This is a genomic window from Deinococcus sp. Arct2-2 (assembly GCF_004801315.1).
GTDB lineage: Bacteria > Deinococcota > Deinococci > Deinococcales > Deinococcaceae > Deinococcus.
On record NZ_SSNW01000056.1, the window covers coordinates 1 to 18,204 of the forward strand.

Sequence of the window (18,204 nt, forward strand, 5' to 3'; positions counted from 1 at the left end):
TCAAGAGTGTCTGTTTGATCCCCCTATTCTAAAGCTTTTTATTCGGAGCCCGTATAAGAAAAGAGTGGCAGCAAGCGAAAGCCGTCTCCTTTGCCTACAACTGGCGAGGGAGACGGCTTTCACAGTGAGGGAGCCGAGTAATTCAGCGGTGAACCCGCCCCAGCACCCTAGACCTTCAGACCCTTAGACACAGCACTCTCAGATCGTTTTCGGCAACTCCCGCAAAAAGTGCAGCGGCAAGCTGGTTTCCCCTTGCTTGAAGGCCGCCAAGAAACCATTGACTGTGCCCCCCGCCCGCTCGGTGAGCCGTGCCAACGCCTGAGCCGTGCCCCCGCTGGCGATCACGTCTTGCACAATCGTGACCCGTTTGCCCTTCAGCCGCGCGGCATGCGGGCCGTCCAGCCACAACGTTTCCGATACGCCCATCGTCATGCTCGGCACGTCTACGATCAGTGGGTCTTGCATGTAAGTGCGGCGCTTTTTGCGAACCACCACGTAGGGAATACCGCTGCGGTCACTCAGTTCGTGTACGAGCGGCAGCGCATTGGTGACCACCGACAGCAGCATGTCCGTTCCGGCAGGAATCAGGGCCACCATTTCGGCGGCTACCGCGTTGGTAAATTCCGGATCGCCGATAAATTCTACGAGTGGCACGCGCCCGGTGCTGCCCACACGCACAGTAGGCAGGTCACGGCTTACGGCCCCGACAGTTACATTCAATTGTTCCACCCGCCTAAGGTAGCGCGGCGAAGGCCAGTGCAACGTCAGGTCAGTGGGCGCGGTTTTAGGTGAACAGTGGCAGATGCCCCAGCGCCGTCACTTCGGGGCGCTCCTGCCCTTCGGTGAATACGGCAATTACGGCAGCCACTTCGCCCCCCACTTCCTGAATGATCTGCGAGATGGAATGCAGCGTGCCGCCACTGCTCACCACGTCGTCTACGATCGCCACTTTGCGGCCCCGGATTTTCTCCACGTCAAAGCCGTCCAGCACCAGCGTTTGCGGCTTGCCCGTCGTGATGCTGACCACCTCGCGCACCACTGGGTCTACCATGTACGGCTTCTGCGTTTTACGAATCACGATGTACGGCTTGCCCGATTCGCGGCTGATGACGTGCGCCAGCGAGAGCGCCTTGACTTCTGGCGTCACTAGAATATCCACGTCTGCGGGAATCAAGAGGGCCAGCGCTTTGCCCGCCGCCTCGGTCACTTCGGTGTCTCCGAGCATATTGAACAGCGCCACGCTGACGCCGGGCGCGACTTCGACGATAGGCAACTCGCGCGAAACGGTGCCGACCTGAACATGATGGGTTTTCACACGGCAGAGTGTACAGGGCCGGAAGGTGAGGACGTGGAATATTCGTCTGTTCCGGTTGCCCACAGTCGGATCACTTCAGATCGGCAATACCTGAATCTAACGGTGTAGGACTGATCCAGACGAAAACAAACGCCGAGGGTTTGCCCCTCTCAACCCCCTAGACCCTCAGACCGCCTTTTGTGCCCGAGCCAAAAAAGGAGAACCCCTTTCGAGGTTCCCAATCGCTTAGAAAGTGGAGGCTTAGAAGAAGAACTTCACGCCGGTCTTGATGGTGCCGCCGAAGCCACGATCCGTCGCGGCAGTTCCGGCGAGGCCCGTACCAGCGCCCTTGTTGCTGAGGTAGTAGCGGGCATCGGCTTCGACGAACGCGGTGATGCTGTCGGTCACGCGGAAGTCCACACCGGCCAGCGCGTTGGCGTAGATGTCGCTGGCGCTGGTGGTGGCGCTCGCACGGGTGCGGCTGCTGGTGAGGCCCAAGCCTGCGCCCACGTAAGGCGTGATGTTGCTGCCGTTGTTCAGGCTGTAGGTGGCGTTGATGTCGGCGTTGAAGCCGTTCTTGCCGGGGACGTGCTCTGCGGAGAGGCGCACACCGACGGGGCCGATGACGTTATTGGCACCGATCATCGCGCCACCGGAGAGGCAGAAGTTGACGGCGCGGCCACTGGAGTTCAGCAGGTAGCAGGGGTCGTTGCCCTGAGTGTTCTGTGCGCCCACGCTGACGCCAGCGTAGAGGTTGGTGCTGCGAACGGCGTCCACAACGGTGTCGGTGTTGCCGATCACGACGGTGGTGGGAGGAGTCGTCACAGGAGGAGTGGTGGTCACGGTACCGGTGCTGGTGTCGCCCGTAGTCGTGGTGGTCGTGGTTGCACGTGCTTCGAGGGCAGCGATGCGGGCGGCCAAGGCGGCGGTGTCGGCGGCGGCTCCGGCAGGGCCAGTTGCGCCAGCAGGGCCAGCGGGGCCAGCAGGAATGTTACGGATGGCGGCTTCCAGCGCGTCGATGCGGGCCGTCAGTGCGGTGGTGTCGGTGCTAGCGGTATTGGCGGCAGGCGTACCCAGCGCGTCAATTCGGCCTTCCAGCGCCGTAATGCGGGCCTGCTGCTCGGTGGTCAGGGCTTCCAAATCGGTCACGCGGGTGCTGATGGCGGCCAATTCGGTGCTGACTTCCTGCATACCGGCGGTAATGGTGGCGAGGTCGGTGGAGCTGAGGCTGCTGTTGCTGAGCTGACCGCTTTGCAGGAGACGGTAGAACACGAGGGCGGCTTGGTAACGGGTCAGGTTCTCGTTACCACGGAAGGTGCCGTCGGGGAAGCCCTGAATCAGGCCGCGCTGCACGATCAGGTCAACGGCGTCTTTGGCCCAGTGGCCCGCAGGCACGTCGTTGAACTGCACCACTTGCGCGGCTGCCGTTGCAGGAGCAGCAGTGGTGGCGGGAGCGGCGGTATCGGTTTGGGCGCTGGCCATGCCGAGGCCAAGAGCGAGCAGGGAAGACAAAATAAAGGTGTTACGCATGGTGGTTCTCCTTGAATGAGGATTGAGGACGACGAGGAAATGATGCACGGGTACGCATAGCGTTGCCCTGCCTGTGCATACCGTAGGCAGTTGGCGTGAGCGCGCTGTGAACAACCGGACTGTTGATTGCGCTGCAATTGGAAGGTTTTCACGTAACTGACTGAAAGTGCATAAAAATAAGAGCTGTGTGATAAATATGGCTTTTCACATGAGAAGACTTTTTGACCTGACAGCGGCGTCTTCAACGATTAAGATGAGAAACCTGTCAGAGCATTCAGTCTTCGGCTTCATGAGAGACTTCTCATGCAATGTATGTTTAACACACGTTCATTCATCAAGGAAAGTCAGCTTTGGCCCGTGTAGCTGCCCAGTGAGGGCTGTAAGTCCAGTTCCTGCGCCAGATCAAGGCACGCTCCCTATACTTTGGCCCATGAGCCAGATTCATGTTCGTGCCCAACCGGGCGACGTCGCCGAGTACGTCCTGTTGCCCGGCGATCCCAATCGCGCCCGGCACATTGCCTCCACCTACCTAGAGGGCGTGACCGAGTACACCAGCCACCGCCAACTCTTGGGCTTTACCGGGACTTACAAAGGCATGCGCGTCAGCATCCAGACCACCGGAATGGGCTGCCCCAGCGCGGCCATCGTGACCGAAGAATTGGCCCGGTTGGGGGCCAAAACCCTGATCCGGGTAGGCACACTGGGCGGCGCGACGCCTACGGTGGCCCCCGGCGATCTGGTCATCGCCACTGCTGCCGTACCCAACGACGGCACCACACGCCAACTGTTGGGCGGCGCTCCCTACGCTCCCGCCGCCAGCTTTGAAGTCGTAGAGGCCGCCGCACACGCGGCCCGCGCCCTGAACGCCCCACACCACATCGGCCTCGTGATGACCGAGGACGCTTTCTATGCCAGCACGCCTGACCATGCCCGCCTGTGGGCTTCTCGCGGAGTGTTGGGCTTCGAGATGGAAGCCAGCGCGATCTTTTTGGTGGCCGCGTTACATGGCCTCCGCGCCGCCTGCCTGACCACGTGCAGCAACGATATCGGCGACCCTCAACTCGTCCCCGGCGATGTGCTGGCTGCCGGAGTAGACCGGATGGTGCAAGTGGCGCTGGAGGCTGTGGTGCGGTTGGACACAGCAGGGCGGAAAGCCTAAATCTCTTCCCACACGCCTTCTCAGACCCTTAGACCCTAGACTCTCAGACTGCGCCTGTACGCCAACACTCCCCCGCCCGTGTCAGGATAAGCAGCATGACCATGATCGACGAATACGACTTTCAAAACGTGCAACTCGACCAACACGGCCCCATTGCTGTGCTGACCATTTCGCGGCCCAAAGCCCTGAACGCCCTCAACGGCGACACCCTCAGCGAGATTTCTCAGGCGCTTGACCTGATGATCGAAAACGCTGAAATTGGCGCATTGATCATTACAGGCAGCGGCGACCGGGCGTTTGTGGCCGGGGCCGACATTGCCGAGTTTTCCAACGTAGACGGCGTGTACGCGGGCCGCGAACTGTCCCTGTCGGGGCAAGACGTGATGCATCAGATCAGCAGCCTGCCCATTCCGGTCATCGCCGCCATCAACGGCTTTGCACTGGGCGGCGGGCTGGAATTGGCGCTGGCCTGCGATATCCGCATTGCTGGCCCTACCGCCCGTCTGGGCCTGCCCGAAGTGTCGCTGGGCCTGATTCCCGGTTTCGGCGGCACGCAGCGGCTTTCGCGCCTGATCGGCATGGGCCGCGCACTGGACATGATGCTCACCGCCCGTCAGGTTAAGGCCGAAGAAGCCCTGATGATGGGCCTCGTGAACTACGTGGCCGACGATCCTCTCATGAAGGCCCGCGAAGTGGCCGAGCAAATCCTGAAAAACGCGCCGATTGCCCTGTCGTTGGTGAAGGAAGCTGTGCGGCGCGGGCTGGACACGACCTTAGAGGGCGGCATGGAAATCGAAGCCGATCTGTTCGGCATGACCACCGCCACCAAAGACTTCCGCGAAGGCACGGCGGCCTTCTTGGAAAAACGCCCGGCAGATTTTCAGGGCGAGTGATTGAACTGTAGGTAGTGAGTAGGAACGGTGCAGTGGCCCTAAAGTCTCTGTTCTGAGCAAGTGCAAAAACCTCTAGAACGCTGTGATAGGTGCTGGAATAAGTTCTGTATCAAGCCCACATTCAAGCTCTTGTCAGACCACTTGTGATGAAATGAGCGCCCGGTTTAGGCCGGGCCATTTTGTTTTTCATACTGGGTTTTCTATAGGTCGTTTTCGAAACGTCGTAGTCATTCGGGTGAACTGGGTCAGCTGGGCAAGGGATGAGCGCCAGCAGGGGAGAACAGACATGAACGACGATTCCAAATTGCCCGTGCAGAACGCTGCTATCGAACTGACATCAGAGCAATCTGAACTGGAACAAGCCGACTCCAGCGCAGGCGACGCCAAATTTACTCTGAACGTGTCGGGCGGCAAGGTGCAGGATGTAGAGGGCAAACAACCGGGGCGAGTGGTGGAGTACGCGACGCCCCGTGTGAAACTGATTGAGGAAGCCAATCAGGCCATCCGATTAGATTTGGAGCCGTATCCCAAAGCGTTGGCCGCCTACAACGCGCTGCGGATAGACCCGGAAGCATTGGCGCACTGGGACATGGCGAACTACATCACCATGCGCAAGCTCGGCTACAACGATCACGGGCGCGTGCATGCCTTTATTACCGGGGCCGCCAGCCTCGCCATAACCGAACTGATGCTGGATGCAGGCGTGAAGACAGACATCATGGAATCGGGCGTGGGCGACGCCGAAGACGTGTTTCTGACCGTCATTTTGGGCACGATGCTGCACGATATCGGCAACCAGATTCACCGCGTAGGCCATGAAGGACATGGCGTGGCGCTGGCCCTGCCGATCCTTGACCGGATCATGGGGCCGCTGTATGCCGATCCCTTCAAGCGGGCCAAAATCCGGGCTTTTATTCTGGGAGCCATCAACAGCCACGACCTGAACCCGCCCCCGCTGACCCTAGAGGGCGGCATCGTGGCCGTCGCGGACGGAACCGACATCACCAAAGGCCGGGGCCGCAAAGCCTTCAATCTGGGCAGCGTGGATATCCATTCCATCAGTGCGCTGGCCGTCGATCAGGTGGTCATCGAGCGGGGCCGCACTATGCCCGTGCTGATCAGCGTGACCATGAACAATTCCGGCGGCATTTTTCAGGTGGAAGAAGTGCTGGCCCCCAAGGTGATTCGCACGCCTATGCGGAAATACGTAGAACTGCGGGCCACCACGCGCCCACAAGGAGACGAACAGATCTTGTCGCGGGTGCGGCTGGAAGGCGATCATTTCGTGATGGACTTGGAGAGCGGCGAAACGGTGGCCGTAGAAGTGCAGGACAGCCAAAAGAAGATGCAGGACGCCGTAACGCAGACTTTGGGAGCGGGCGTTCAGAGCCGTTAGGCGCACATAAGGTGAAGAGGTAGGTCTGGAAAGTGGGTTGAATGCCCCGTGCTTGGTTGGTTCTGGTGCGCGGCGGCTGTAACTTATCGATTCCTGTATAACTGAGCAACGTTCAGAATTGGCGATTCTGGGCGAACCCCCCAGTCTGCTTCGCAGCCAGCCCCCCTTGAGGGGAGCACAACAGATGTGGAGTCCTCCCCTCAAGGGGGGGCGTTGCACCGCAACGGGGGGGTTCACCTTCCAGCTCCATCCTTAGTCAAGCCTTGCCCAACTGAGCAGGAATCAATAACGGCGCAAACCGGGTTCAGATGCAGAGGCGGCGTGCAGAGGGATCAGGCACGCCGCTTCTGCTAGTTCCCTAAAGTCTCTATGGACGCCCTCTGGCCCGGTTCCCACCCGATATCTGGCCCGGTGCGCCGTATACTTGCCCACAATGAAGCCGATAGGTCCTTATGTGGCCGCACGCGAACTGCCGGGCCGTGATGTGGCTGGAACTGTGGTTGGCCCGCTGATAGGCCCGGCCACAGTTCGTACTCTACGGGCCACCGACCGTCTGACCGGAATGCCTGTGCTGGTGCATGTGCTGCCCTCCGCGCTGCCTGTGCCGCAGTTGCCCGATCATCCGGCCCTGCTGCCCTATTCCGATGAGGGGATGGACGGCGACGACGCTTATTTGGTGACGGAACTGCCGCTGCACGCCGTATTGGCCGCCGACCCGGTGCTGGCGGCGCGGGGGGCGTTGGCGGGGTTGGCTGCCCTGCACGGCGCGGGCCTCGTTCACGGCGGCGTAAGTGCCTCGCAACTGTGGAGCGTAGACGGGCGTGTGGCACTAGCGGGCGCGGGCCTGCCTTGGTCAGCAGAGGCCGGATCGCCTGAAGACGATTTGCGGGCGCTGGCCGACGCTCTGGCCGCATTGGGCGGCGTGCCCCAATCGGTGCGGGCATTGAAGGACAGCCCCGGTACGCTGACGGCTCAGGCAGCGTTGGCGCAGTTGCAAGCGAGTGCGGGGGCCGGAAGCTCTGCATCCGCAAACGCTGCTCCTTCCCCAGTCCAGACCAGTGCGCTAGAGGTCGAGGTCAAGCCAGCAGAGGCAGCAACGCCGCCGACTCCACCCACCCCGCTCCATGACGGCACACCGATCATCTTGGGCGAGTCTTGGCCTGACCCTGCTGACGCCAACACCTCTGCTGCCACTACTGCGGCTCCCCATCCCTCCGGGCCAGATGCGCCTTGGGGCAAGGTGGAATTGGCGGTGGTAGACGTGGCGTTCACGCACCTGCCCGAAGTGCCCGCGCGTGTGGCAGACCCGGTGACCGCAGAGGACGTGCGGGCCAACTCGGAACCGAGAAGCGCCGCCGAGCCTGCCGTCCAGTCTCCATCCCAGCAAGTTTTAAGCCAAGCAGACGCCAAACAACCAGAACCCGGTCAAGCAGACCTGAGCGCCCCAGCCGTCATCCAAATAGACCTGACCCAGCCCGGTGCAGCCCAGCCCAGTGCGGCTCAGCCGAACACCGTCCAGCCGAGTACCGATGCGCCCGACGCTGCCGTGACTATTACGGCGGTGCGGCCTCCAATCCAGCCGGAGCCTTCCACTTTGCCCGCCGTATCGCCTGTGTCGGCCTATTCCAACGCGCCGCCCGGTGTGGCCGAAACGCCGCAGGAACGCCGCAAACGCCAGAACGACGAACGCCGCGCACAGGCCATGCAGGACAGCCGGGCCGCCGCAGAGCGCAAAGCCGCCGCCCGCCGCGAGCAAGAAGCGGCCCAGCCCGCCGTGGTTCAGATCGACTTCGACGATCTGCCGGAGTTGCCTCCTGCGGATTCGGAGGCTCCGCAGACGGTGGGAATGCGCTTCCCCGCATCTGTGAATGTGGAGCGCGTTCCCGCCTCTATGCGCCGAGCGCCCCTGCTGCCCGAACGCGCTGACCAAGAAGGCTCGGAGCAACCAGACCAACGGGCAGCACAGGAAGTGGGCCGCCTGCCCGCCCGCCGCACTCAGGGCGAACCGATCCGCATCGGCTGGGCCGAAGACGATTCTTGGCGCGTGGTGAAAGCCCCCGGCAAAACTGCCCCGGCCCGCCGTGCCGCGACTGCTCCGCGTTGGCTGCTGCCCTTGCTGGCTGCACTGCTCCTCATCGGCGGCGCGGTCTGGGCCTACCTCGCCTTGCCTGCGGCCAAAACTCCAGCAGCAAGTGGGCCTTGTTGCACGGTGCGGTTTACCGTGCAGGGCGCAGCCGGAGTCACCGCCCGCCTGACGGTTCTCGATGCCCCAGCCGCAGCCAACCTGACGCCCGGCCAAGAACTGGGGGTGGCTCCCGGCCCAATCGACTTGCCTGTGCGCGGCACGTACCGCTTGCGTGTGGCTGCCGATGGGTACGCGCCCGGTACGCTCAGCGTCACGGCTCCTACGTCGCAACCCGTCCGAATCGACTTGGGGCCGTAACCGTTCCCTAACTGTTCTTGGGGGCCGCTACTTCATCAACCTGCCCAGAGTCAGAGGTCTGTGAGTCAGGCGTCAGACCTTGCCCTGACAATTTGCATAGAATGAAGGCAGATTTAAGATTGCTGGGTTGAATCTGCGTCAAGTTGCTCTGCCTTGCCAAGCTATTCCGTTTTGCTGTTCTCAGCTCACTGCGTCAGCTCACCGCGCACCCCTTCCCCGGAGGATGTTCATGAAGAAACCCGCACTGAAAATGTCCATGTTGGCCGCCACCGTTCCCGTGACTTTGGCGCTCTTGGGCACGGCAGCCAGCCCCGCAGCACAGGCCCAAGCTACCGGTAAGCTCAAGGCCTGCTTTATTTACGTGGGGCCAGTGGGCGACATCGGCTGGAGCTACGCGCACGACGAGGCCCGCAAGAAGACCGAAAAGGCCTTGCCTTGGCTGGAAACTAAATACGTGGAGAGCGTGCCGGAAGGCCAAGCAACTCCGGTCATTGACCGCCTCGTCAAAGACAAGTGTCAGGTCATTTTCACCACGTCGTTCGGCTTTATGGATCAGACGTTGGAAGCCGCCAAGAAGTACCCCAACGTCATTTTTGCCCACACCAGTGGCTTTAAGCGTGCGCCCAACATGGCGACCTATATGGCCGATTTCTATCAGATCTACTACCTGAACGGCATGATGGCCGCCGCCCTGAGCAAAACGGGCAAATTGGGCTACGTGGGCGCGTTCCCCATTCCCGAACTCAAGCGCCATATCAGCGCCTTTGCCCTCGGCGCACGCGCTGTAAACCCCCGCGCCGTCGTGAACGTGAAGTGGATCAATGCGTGGGTTGATCCGAACAAAGCCCGCGAAGCCGCCGAAGCCCTGATCAGCGAAGGCAACGACGCGCTGGCCTTCACCGAAGACACGGCCACTGTGGTGCAGACCGCCGCCGCCCGCAAAGTGCCGTCGTTCGGGCATTACAGCCCTATGTACAAATTCGCCCCCGACTACGTGGTCAGCGGCCAATTGGTGCACTGGGAAAAGATTTACATCGACTTCCTGACCAAAGTGCGGGCGGGCAAGTACACCACCAAAAACCTTCAAAGCGTAGACTACTGGAACCTGCTGAAGGGCGGCTCGGTGGAACTCGGCGCACAAGACGGCATGGCGATCAATCCCAAGTGGGTGCCTCAACTGAAAGCCGCCAAAATGACTGTGAACGGCAAGCAGGTCAGTGTGTATGACCGCGTGATGGCCCTGAAAGCCGACATGGAGAAGGGCGGGAAATTTGACCCCTACAACGGCCCGATCAAAGACCGCAACGGCGTGCTGCGCGTGCCTGCTGGCAAAACCAGCTCCATTGGCGACCTGAACAACATGAGCTGGGTAGCCCCCGGTGTGGCAGGTCAGGTGGCCGACGAGCCGAAGTAAAGACGTGGGTTGTAAGCAGTAGCGTAACCCGAGCATCAATAAAGAGCGTGTGAGAGACAGAATCAAAGTCTCCCACACGCTCTTTTTCCACGATCTAGCTGTCCCTTCCTGCCCTCTCCCGCACCTGCTCCGGCGTCAGCGGCCCGCCGTGCCCCGGCAAAATCACCCGCAACTCCATCTCCGCTATGCGCTTTAGGGTCTGAAGTGCCTGTGCATGGTCGGCGTTGTAGGGCGCGTGGGGTAGGGCGGCCCGCCTTCCCCCCTTGCCGTCAGGCGCAGATAAAACGGCATCGGCAGCGATCAGCACGCCGTTCCTCATCAGCCCAATCTGGCCGTGTGAATGTCCGGGCAAATGGAGGACTTCCCAGCCCAAGATTTCTTGACCCACTTCCACAGAGGTCAGCGCCCCGGCGGGCACTTTGGGATGCAGGCGCGAAATGATGGCTCCTACACCCGGCATCCCGGCGGGGTAGGGCAACTCATGGCGCTGGCCCGTCAGTTGAGAGTGTTCCAGCGGGTGCGCCAGCAGGGGTAAGCCCAGCCGCGCCGCCACAAATGCCCCGCCCGCATGATCCACATGTGCGTGCGTGACCAGCACCGCGTCGGGCCGAAACTGACGCAGCAGACGGGAAAAAGCTGGGGCGTAGTTCAGCGCTCCGGTGTCTACGAGCAAGCGCCCTTGTGGGCTGGAAAGTAGAAACACGTTGGCGTACATGCGCCGAATCTGCACGCCTTCACGGGAGAGGAGGTCTACGGGAAAAGCGGTCACGAGGGTGGATGATGGCACATCTAGCCCGCCCACAAAGGCAACGTTTGCTGGCCTGTAGGCGGGCGTCCGCTCAGATCATTCCCATTCAATCGTAGCGGGCGGCTTGCCGGTAATGTCGTACACCACGCGGTTGATCTCGTGAACGTGGTTCACGATCCGGTTGCTCATGGTGGCGAGAAAATCGTAGGGCAGGCGTGCCCACTCCGCCGTCATAAAGTCGTCGGTGGTCACGGCCCGCAGCGCCGCCGTGTAGCTGTAGGTGCGCTCATCGCCCATCACGCCCACCGACTGAATGGGGGTCAGAACCGCCAGCGCCTGAGAGCAGCCGTCGTACAGCCCAAATTCGCGCAGGCCAGAAATAAAGATGTCGTCTACACGCCGCAAAATATCCAGTTTTTCTTCGCTGATGGCCCCAATCACGCGGATGGCGAGGCCGGGGCCGGGGAAGGGGTGCCGCATACGGATGTGTTCGGGCAGCCCCAGCAGGCGGGCAATTTCGCGCACTTCATCCTTAAACAGCGTGCGGAAGGGTTCCACCAATTTGAAGGCCAGATCGTCGGGCAGGCCGCCCACATTATGGTGGCTCTTGATGTTGGCCGCGCCCGATTTCTCGGAATGCAGGCCGCCCGCGCTCTCGATCACGTCGGGATACAGCGTGCCCTGCGCCAGATAGTCGAAGGGGCCGTGAATGCGGGCTTCCCGCTCAAAGGCCCGGATAAACTCGCGGCCAATGATCTTACGTTTTTGCTCCGGGTCAGACACACCCGTCAGTGCGCCCATGAATTCGGTGCGGGCGTCCACGGTAATCAGATTCACGCCGAGGGGCAGCAGCGCGGCTTCCACCTGTTCACGCTCGCCCAGTCGCAGCAGACCATGATCTATAAACACCGCCGTCAGTTTTTCGCCTACCGCCCGCGCCAGCAGCAGACCCAACGTGCTGGAATCCACGCCGCCGCTGATCGCCAGCAGCACCCGCCCGTCGCCCACCTGTGCCCGCACGCCTTCAATCAAATCTTCCACGATGTGTTCGGCGTTCCAGTCGCGCTCTATGCCGCAAATACCGAGGAAATTGGCGAGGAGTTGCCCACCTTTGGGCGTATGCACGACTTCGGGGTGAAACTGCACGCCGTAGCGCCGGGTTACATTGTTTTCGATAGCAGTCACGGGTGTGTCCAAGGTTTCGGCCACCACTTCGTAGCCAGCAGGGAGAGCCGTGACCGAGTCGCTGTGACTCATCCACGCCACGAATTCGCCCGCGATGCCCTCGAAGAGTTGGCCGCTGTAGCGGGTCAGGTCGGCCTTGCCGTATTCCCGCCTGCCCGCCCGCGCCACCGTACCGCCCGCCTGCTGCGCCAAAAACTGCATGCCGTAGCAGACGCCCAGAATCGGTACGGGCAAGTCCAGCACACCAGCCGCCGGACGGGGAGCCGCCTCGTCGTACACGCTGCTGGGGCCACCCGAAAGGACAATGCCCTGAGGGTTCTCCTGCGCGATCCGCTCTAGGCTGGCCGTGCCGGGCAAAATCACTGAATACGCCCCCAGTTCACGGAACCGCCGCGCGATCAGGCGGGTAAATTGACTGCCGAAATCCAAAATGACAACGCTCACGCCCTCGATTGTTTCACGGCGCGGCGGTGGGGGTAGCGGGGCGGGGCAGATAGGGCTGGAGGCAGACAAGCCAACCCCCCAGTCTGCTTCGCAGCCAGCCCCCCTCAAGGGGAGCGCAACAGCTATGAGCGCTTCAGGCTTGTGACAAGGATTTGAGAGGCGGCGGCCCACACTGTACGAAGTTCACGACTTACAGCCCACCGCCCAAAATTTTCCCCAATTCCCACCGATGCTGCGGAAAAGTGAACCGTTTGCGCCCAAAATGCGTATAGCTTAGTAAGTCTGCCCCTGTCTGCCCCTGTCTGCCCGTACCCGCTCCGAGCTTTTGCCCGTCTTCAAGGAGAATCCATGACCATTTTGCCCCCTGACCATGACCGCGACGACTTGCCCAACGACGATCAAGCCACCCAAGAAAGCCCATCCCGTATCGTCAACCCGCGCCGGGAGTTTTTGCGGTCTGCGGCCATGTTTTCGGGGACGGTGGCGGCGTTGGGCGGTGGCCTAGAACTGCTGACGCGCAGGCCCGGAGCCGCTGCCGAGGCTGCTCCCGGCGAGTTTGGAGACTTGGCACAGGGGCAAGTGCGCCGCCCACTTGGCCCATACGACACCAGCGAACCCGTCACGCCCTACGCGCAGGCCACCAGCTACAACAACTTTTACGAATTTGGCACCGACAAAGCCGATCCCGCCCGCCTCGCCGGATCGCTGAAAGTGCGCCCGTGGACGGTAAAAATCGACGGCGAGGTTCGCAAGCCCCAGACCGTCGACATAGACACCCTCCAGTCGTGGTTCCCCCTTGAAGACCGCATTTACCGGATGCGCTGTGTAGAAGGCTGGTCGATGGTGATGCCGTGGCTGGGCTTTCCGCTGGCCGCCCTGATTCGGCGCATGGAACCCACCGGCAAGGCCAAATACGTGCAATTCACGGCCCTGAACGATCCCAAGCAGTTTCCCGGCCAACGCAGCCGTGTGCTGGACTGGCCTTACGTGGAAGCCCTGCGGCTAGATGAAGCTCTGCACCCGCTGGCATTCATGGCGGTGGGACTGCAAGGCCGCGTGCTGCCCGGTCAAAACGGCGCACCGCTGCGACTGGCCGTGCCGTGGAAATACGGCTTCAAGAGCATCAAGTCCATCGTGCGGATTACGCTGACCGAGAAGCAGCCCAAGACGACGTGGAGCATTGCCGCACCCGACGAATACGGCTTTTTTGCCAACGTGAATCCCGCTGTGCCGCACCCTCGCTGGAGTCAGGCCACAGAGCGCCGAATTGGTGAACTGAGCCGCCGCAAGACCCTGCCCTTCAACGGCTACGCCGAGCAAGTGGCGGGCCTGTATAAGGGCATGGACTTGAAGAAGTTCTACTGATGTTGGGGAAACGCGGATGAGCAAACCTCTCTTGCAAGCTTCGGCAGGGGCGGTCAAAGCCCCGGTACGGCGCACGGCATCCAAGCCGCTGGCATGGCTGGTTCCCGCCGTCACAGTAGGCGGTTCAGTCCCCATAGCCGTCCTGATGTGGGATGCCTACACAGGCGCATTAGGGGCAAACCCAGTCCAGCGGGCCGAATTGCAAACGGGCCTGCTGTGTTTGGCCCTGCTGATTTTGTCGTTGGCCGCCACACCGCTACGTTTGGTCACAGCGCGATTGGGCTTGGCGGGCGGCAAGGGTTGGACATGGCCCGCCCGTATCCGCAAAAGCCTCGGCCTGCTGGCGTTCGGCTACGGCGTCCTGCATTTCCTGATCTACCTGTTCGATCAAGGCTTCACGCTGTCCACAGTGACTGAAGATGTAATTAAGCGCCCCTTCGTGACCGCAGGATTTACGGCGCTGCTGCTGCTGCTGCCGCTGGCCCTGACCAGCACGCCTAAATCCGTCAAACGCTTAGGATTCGCCCGCTGGACGCGGCTGCATCAGCTTGCGTATCTGGCGGTCAGTCTAGGGGCGCTGCACTACTGGTGGGGCGTGAAAAAAGATCACACGCCGCCGTTGATTGCTGCGTTGGTGATTGCCATGTTGTTTGGTTTGAGACTACTGGGACGCAAGAAGGCGCGGCGGTCAGTGGTGAGGGCGTAGTGGAAAAAGAGGGTAGATCATAGAACGTGGATCGTGGTTTGGCTGTTGCCCCACGATCCACGTTCTACACTCCACGATCCTGCCCCTATCTTTCCCCCCGCATATACGCCCGCCCCAATCCCGCCGGAGCGTCGCCCTGCTGCCCGCGCAAGCCCGCCAGCGCCAGCACCACCAGCACCAGCACGAAGGGCATGGCCGAAAAGACCTCGGTGGGAATGGGGCTGTTGCCCTGAAGACGGAACTGCAAGTAGTACAGCACGCCGAAAAACAAGGCTCCCAAGATGGCGCGAAGAGGCCGCCAGCCTACGAAAATGACCAACGCGACGGCGATCCAACCCAGTCCGGCGGTCATGTTGTCGGCCCACGATGCGCGGTAGCTGAGGGCCAGAAAAGCTCCGGCCACGCCCGCCAACGCGCCCCCGGCCAGCACCGCCAGCGTGCGAACCCGGCCCACGTTCACGCCCAATACGTCGGCGGCGGCGGGGTTTTCTCCCACCGAACGTAGCGTAAGGCCGGAGCGGGTGGAGTTGAGGTAAAAAGCTAAAGCGCCCGCCAGCAGCAAAGCGAACACCGTGAACGGACTGATGACGAATCCGCCCAAATTCCAATCGGGCACCTTGTTAAACAGAGGCGCACCCTCGTAGCGTTTGCCCAACAAGCCCGCCGCGCCGGTACCCAGCAGGGCCAACGCCAGCCCACTCACAAACTGATTGGCTCGCAAAGTGACAGTGGCAAGGGCGTGCAGCGCGGCCAACAGTGCCCCCGCCGCCGCCGCTGCCAGCACCGCCAGCCACAGATTTCCCCCCGGCGCAACCGCCACCGCGAAGGCTGCCAGCGCACCCACCGCCATCATCCCTTCTACGCCCAGATTTACCACGCCGCCCCGCTCGTTCAAAATTGCGCCGAGGCTAGCCAGAAGGAGCGGCGTGCCCACGGCCAGCGCACGTACCAGCGCTTCCACAAAGACGTTATCCATTTGCTTTACTCCCTGCGGGACGGCCTGTACCCCACGTCACCCGGTTTCTGATAAACACCTCGGAACTGATCAGGCACAGCAAAATGACGCCGCTGAACACGTCCACCACGCGGAAGGGCATGTTCAGGTCAATCTTGAGCAGGTCGCCGCCTGCCAGAATAATCGCCATAACTGGGGCCGTGATCAGGCACAGCGCCGGGTTCCCGCGTGCCAGCCACGCCACGATCACGGCAGTAAAGCCGTAGCCGAGGCTAAGTTGTCCGGCTTCCAGCAGGCGGTGATGGATGCCCGCTACTTCGCCCGCGCCTGCTAGGCCCGCCATGCCGCCCGTGATCAGGGCCACCGTGGTTGCCACCCGGCCCGCGCTGAGGCCCACATACCGCGCCGCGCCGGGATTTTCGCCCACCACGCGCAGGGCGTAGCCAAAGGTAGAGCGGCTGAGCACCCATTGCAGCGCCAGTGCGCCCGCCACCCCCAGCACCAGCGTGGGCCAATGCACCTGCGTGCCGGGAATCACGGCCAAAAATCCATTTTCGGGGAATAGGTCGGTGTAGATGTACCCGCGCACCTCTTTGCCCTTCCACGGCCCCGCGATCAGGTAGGTCACCACCGCGACGGCAATATAGTTCAGCATCAGGGTACTCAGAATCTCGTTCACGTTCAGGCGGCGCAGCCACGCGGCAATTCCGGCCCACAGCCCGCCGCCCACCGCACCCATGATGAACATGGCGGGCAGCAGCAGCGGCCCAGGCAGCGGCACAAACAGCCCTGTGCCCGCCGCAAACACTGCGCCCAACAGCAGTTGTCCTTCTGCCCCGATGTTAAAAAATTGGGCGCGAAACGCCAGTGCCAGCCCGGAGCCGATCAGCAGCAGCGGAATGGTGCGGCGGGCAACTTCGGCCAATCCGGTGGAATCGCCCAGCGTGCCGCGCAGCATCGTGCCGTAGACCGTGCCGGGGCTGACGCCGTAGAACACGAAAATCAGGGCGCACAGCAGGAGCGCTACCACTACGGCGGCCAACGTGACCCAAGCAGCGCGGGCGGCAGACGGGGCAGACAGGGCAGTAAATCTCATGCAATGACCCCCTGATCTGCGCCGGGAATCACCGTCGGATGTGCCCCGCCCATCATCATTCCCAACGATTCCCGCGTCACTTCGGCCACCGGGAACGGCCCGCGCAACTCGCCGCCTACCATCACGCCAATTCGGTCAGACAGGCTCAGCAATTCATCCAAATCCTCGCTCACCAACAGCACGCCTGCGCCGCCTTCGGTGCGCTCCAGCAGCACCCGGTGAACCTGATCGGTGGCCCCAATATCTAGCCCGTAAGTGGGGTGAACGGCCAAAATCAGTTTGGGCGAACCGTTCAGTTCCCGCGCCAAAATCAGCTTTTGAATGTTGCCGCCACTCAGCAGGCGGCTGGGGGTATGAATGCCGGGAGTGGCGACGGCGTAGGCCTCCACATCCTGCCGCGCCCGCGCATCGGTGGCCGCTAGGTCACGGGCCAGCCCCCTTGCCAGCGGCGCACGCGCATAGTCGCGCAGGGCCAGATTCTCGGCCACCGTCATGGTCGGTACGGTGCCGGAATGAATCCGGTCTTCGGGAATATGGGCCACGCCGCCGCGAAAGCGTTCGTCGGCATTTCCGGTCAGGGGTTGTCCCGCCAGCGTCACTTCACCCCCGGAAGCGTGCAGTCCAGCCAGCACTTCCACCAGTTCGCTCTGGCCGTTGCCCGCGATTCCGGCCACGCCCAAGACCTCGCCCTGACGCAACTCAAAGCTGACGCCGCGCAGGGCAGGCAGGCCGCGTGCGCCCAGTGCGGTCAGGTTCCGCACCGTCAGCAGCGGCGTTTCTGGCCTCGCAGCGGCTAGGCGTTTGCGGGTAAAGTCCACGCTGCGGCCCACCATCATCTCGGCCAAATCCTCGCGGGTCGCGCCCGCCGTATCGCGCCCGCCCACCACTTTGCCGCGCCGCAGTACCGTCACGCGGTCAGCCACCGCCAGCACTTCATCTAGCTTATGAGAGATGAAAATCAGGCTGCGTCCATCGGCCTTCAGCTCGCGCATCACGCGGAACAGGGCGTCGGCTTCCTGCGGAGTCAGCACGCTAGTCGGCTCATCCAAGATCAGCACCTGCGCCCCCCGCATCAGCGCCCGCACGATCTCTACCCGCTGCTTTTCTCCGGGCGAGAGGTCAGACACGCGGGCCTGCGGATTCACTTCTAGGCCGTATTTGCCCGACAGTTCGCGCACCCGCCCGGCCACGCCCCGCGCTGGAAACAGGCCGCTGCCCCCGCCGAGTGCGAGGTTTTCGGCCACCGTATGCCGCGCCACGAGCAGCGGATGCTGAGGCACCAGCCCAATGCCCAGCTTGAGCGCCTGCGCTGGGCTGGTCACGCGCACGGGCTGGCCGCGCAATTCCACCGTGCCCTCATCGGGCTGATAAAGGCCGTACAGAATGGAGATCAGGGTGCTTTTGCCCGCGCCGTTTTCACCCAGTAGCGCCAAGACTTCGCCCGCGTCTACGGTCAGGTCTACGTTGTCGTTGGCAACCACGCCGGGAAACCGCTTGGTGATGCCGCGCAAACGCAAGGCAGGCGGGGAAGAATTGGTTTGTTTGGTCTGCGTTACGCTTTGGGTCACAGTCACCG

At 62.1% G+C, this 18,204-nt stretch carries 15 protein-coding genes; 7 read left to right on the plus strand and 8 right to left on the minus strand.

What is annotated here, in order from left to right; genetic code table 11:
* Positions 1-198 precede the first annotated feature (198 nt).
* From E7T06_RS18525 to E7T06_RS18535, 3 genes are all read right to left on the minus strand, one after another.
* The gene (locus tag E7T06_RS18525) at positions 199-729 is read right to left on the minus strand and encodes a phosphoribosyltransferase family protein (protein ID WP_136367245.1); all 531 of its coding nucleotides are present in this window, start codon (positions 727-729) and stop codon (positions 199-201) included.
* A 55-nt stretch (positions 730-784) separates the two neighbouring features.
* A complete protein-coding gene (locus tag E7T06_RS18530) occupies positions 785-1,315 on the minus strand; it encodes a phosphoribosyltransferase family protein (RefSeq protein ID WP_136367246.1) in 531 nt (176 codons plus the stop codon).
* Between the two features lie 240 nt (positions 1,316-1,555).
* Positions 1,556-2,824 carry an S-layer homology domain-containing protein gene (locus E7T06_RS18535; RefSeq protein ID WP_136367247.1) on the minus strand — a complete coding sequence of 423 codons (1,269 nt, stop codon included), beginning with the start codon at positions 2,822-2,824 and terminating at the stop codon, positions 1,556-1,558.
* Positions 2,825-3,254: 430 nt separating this feature from the next.
* Here E7T06_RS18535 and E7T06_RS18540 point away from each other — a divergent pair, with 430 nt between their 5' ends.
* The 5 genes from E7T06_RS18540 to E7T06_RS18560 all read left to right on the plus strand — a co-directional run bounded on the left by E7T06_RS18540 (position 3,255) and on the right by E7T06_RS18560 (position 10,129).
* Positions 3,255-3,983, plus strand: a complete 729-nt coding sequence (locus tag E7T06_RS18540) for a purine-nucleoside phosphorylase (RefSeq protein WP_136367248.1) — start codon at positions 3,255-3,257, stop codon at positions 3,981-3,983.
* Between the two features lie 95 nt (positions 3,984-4,078).
* A complete protein-coding gene (locus E7T06_RS18545) occupies positions 4,079-4,876 on the plus strand; it encodes an enoyl-CoA hydratase-related protein (protein WP_136367249.1) in 798 nt (265 codons plus the stop codon).
* 286 nt (positions 4,877-5,162) lie between these two features.
* Complete coding sequence (locus E7T06_RS18550; protein WP_240741174.1) at positions 5,163-6,272, plus strand: phosphohydrolase; 1,110 nt, start codon at positions 5,163-5,165, stop codon at positions 6,270-6,272.
* A gap of 433 nt (positions 6,273-6,705) precedes the next feature.
* Complete coding sequence (locus E7T06_RS18555) at positions 6,706-8,715, plus strand: hypothetical protein (RefSeq protein WP_136367250.1); 2,010 nt, start codon at positions 6,706-6,708, stop codon at positions 8,713-8,715.
* A 229-nt stretch (positions 8,716-8,944) separates the two neighbouring features.
* Entirely contained in the window at positions 8,945-10,129 is a 1,185-nt protein-coding gene (locus E7T06_RS18560; RefSeq protein WP_240741175.1) for a BMP family ABC transporter substrate-binding protein, read from the plus strand.
* A 94-nt stretch (positions 10,130-10,223) separates the two neighbouring features.
* On the opposite strand, the gene E7T06_RS18565 is transcribed toward E7T06_RS18560, so the two are convergent.
* Both E7T06_RS18565 and guaA read right to left on the minus strand, forming a co-directional pair.
* A complete protein-coding gene (locus E7T06_RS18565; RefSeq protein ID WP_136367251.1) occupies positions 10,224-10,898 on the minus strand; it encodes an MBL fold metallo-hydrolase in 675 nt (224 codons plus the stop codon).
* A gap of 75 nt (positions 10,899-10,973) precedes the next feature.
* The gene (guaA, locus tag E7T06_RS18570) at positions 10,974-12,506 is read right to left on the minus strand and encodes a glutamine-hydrolyzing GMP synthase (protein ID WP_136367252.1); all 1,533 of its coding nucleotides are present in this window, start codon (positions 12,504-12,506) and stop codon (positions 10,974-10,976) included.
* A gap of 348 nt (positions 12,507-12,854) precedes the next feature.
* Here guaA and msrP point away from each other — a divergent pair, with 348 nt between their 5' ends.
* Together msrP and E7T06_RS18580 are read left to right on the plus strand one after the other, a co-directional pair.
* Positions 12,855-13,871, plus strand: a complete 1,017-nt coding sequence (gene msrP, locus E7T06_RS18575; protein ID WP_136367253.1) for a protein-methionine-sulfoxide reductase catalytic subunit MsrP — start codon at positions 12,855-12,857, stop codon at positions 13,869-13,871.
* 145 nt (positions 13,872-14,016) lie between these two features.
* Entirely contained in the window at positions 14,017-14,577 is a 561-nt protein-coding gene (locus E7T06_RS18580; protein ID WP_240741179.1) for a protein-methionine-sulfoxide reductase heme-binding subunit MsrQ, read from the plus strand.
* An 85-nt stretch (positions 14,578-14,662) separates the two neighbouring features.
* On the opposite strand, the gene E7T06_RS18585 is transcribed toward E7T06_RS18580, so the two are convergent.
* From E7T06_RS18585 to E7T06_RS18595, 3 genes are read right to left on the minus strand one after another with little or no spacing between them, the layout of a single operon-like run.
* On the minus strand, positions 14,663-15,553 hold the full coding sequence (locus tag E7T06_RS18585) for an ABC transporter permease (protein WP_136367255.1): 891 nt from the start codon (positions 15,551-15,553) through the stop codon (positions 14,663-14,665).
* The gene (locus tag E7T06_RS18590; RefSeq protein WP_136367256.1) at positions 15,546-16,628 is read right to left on the minus strand and encodes an ABC transporter permease; all 1,083 of its coding nucleotides are present in this window, start codon (positions 16,626-16,628) and stop codon (positions 15,546-15,548) included. Before E7T06_RS18590 ends, E7T06_RS18585 begins: the two co-directional genes overlap by 8 nt.
* Positions 16,625-18,196: an ABC transporter ATP-binding protein gene (locus E7T06_RS18595; RefSeq protein WP_240741176.1), complete on the minus strand. Its 1,572-nt coding sequence runs from the start codon at positions 18,194-18,196 to the stop codon at positions 16,625-16,627. The genes E7T06_RS18590 and E7T06_RS18595 overlap by 4 nt, the downstream gene beginning before the upstream one ends.
* Positions 18,197-18,204: the final 8 nt, after the last annotated feature.

Excerpts from the sequence above, each read along its gene's own strand:
- E7T06_RS18550 (WP_240741174.1), top strand. The coding sequence starts at position 5,163 with ATGAACGACGATTCCAAATTGCCCGTGCAGAACGCTGCTATCGAACTG.
- E7T06_RS18535 (WP_136367247.1), bottom strand. The coding sequence starts at position 2,824 with ATGCGTAACACCTTTATTTTGTCTTCCCTGCTCGCTCTTGGCCTCGGC.
- E7T06_RS18590 (WP_136367256.1), bottom strand. The coding sequence starts at position 16,628 with ATGAGATTTACTGCCCTGTCTGCCCCGTCTGCCGCCCGCGCTGCTTGG.
- E7T06_RS18585 (WP_136367255.1), bottom strand. The coding sequence starts at position 15,553 with ATGGATAACGTCTTTGTGGAAGCGCTGGTACGTGCGCTGGCCGTGGGC.
- E7T06_RS18540 (WP_136367248.1), top strand. The coding sequence starts at position 3,255 with ATGAGCCAGATTCATGTTCGTGCCCAACCGGGCGACGTCGCCGAGTAC.
- E7T06_RS18555 (WP_136367250.1), top strand. The coding sequence starts at position 6,706 with ATGAAGCCGATAGGTCCTTATGTGGCCGCACGCGAACTGCCGGGCCGT.
- E7T06_RS18545 (WP_136367249.1), top strand. The coding sequence starts at position 4,079 with ATGACCATGATCGACGAATACGACTTTCAAAACGTGCAACTCGACCAA.
- E7T06_RS18580 (WP_240741179.1), top strand. The coding sequence starts at position 14,017 with ATGTGGGATGCCTACACAGGCGCATTAGGGGCAAACCCAGTCCAGCGG.
- E7T06_RS18560 (WP_240741175.1), top strand. The coding sequence starts at position 8,945 with ATGAAGAAACCCGCACTGAAAATGTCCATGTTGGCCGCCACCGTTCCC.
- msrP (WP_136367253.1), top strand. The coding sequence starts at position 12,855 with ATGACCATTTTGCCCCCTGACCATGACCGCGACGACTTGCCCAACGAC.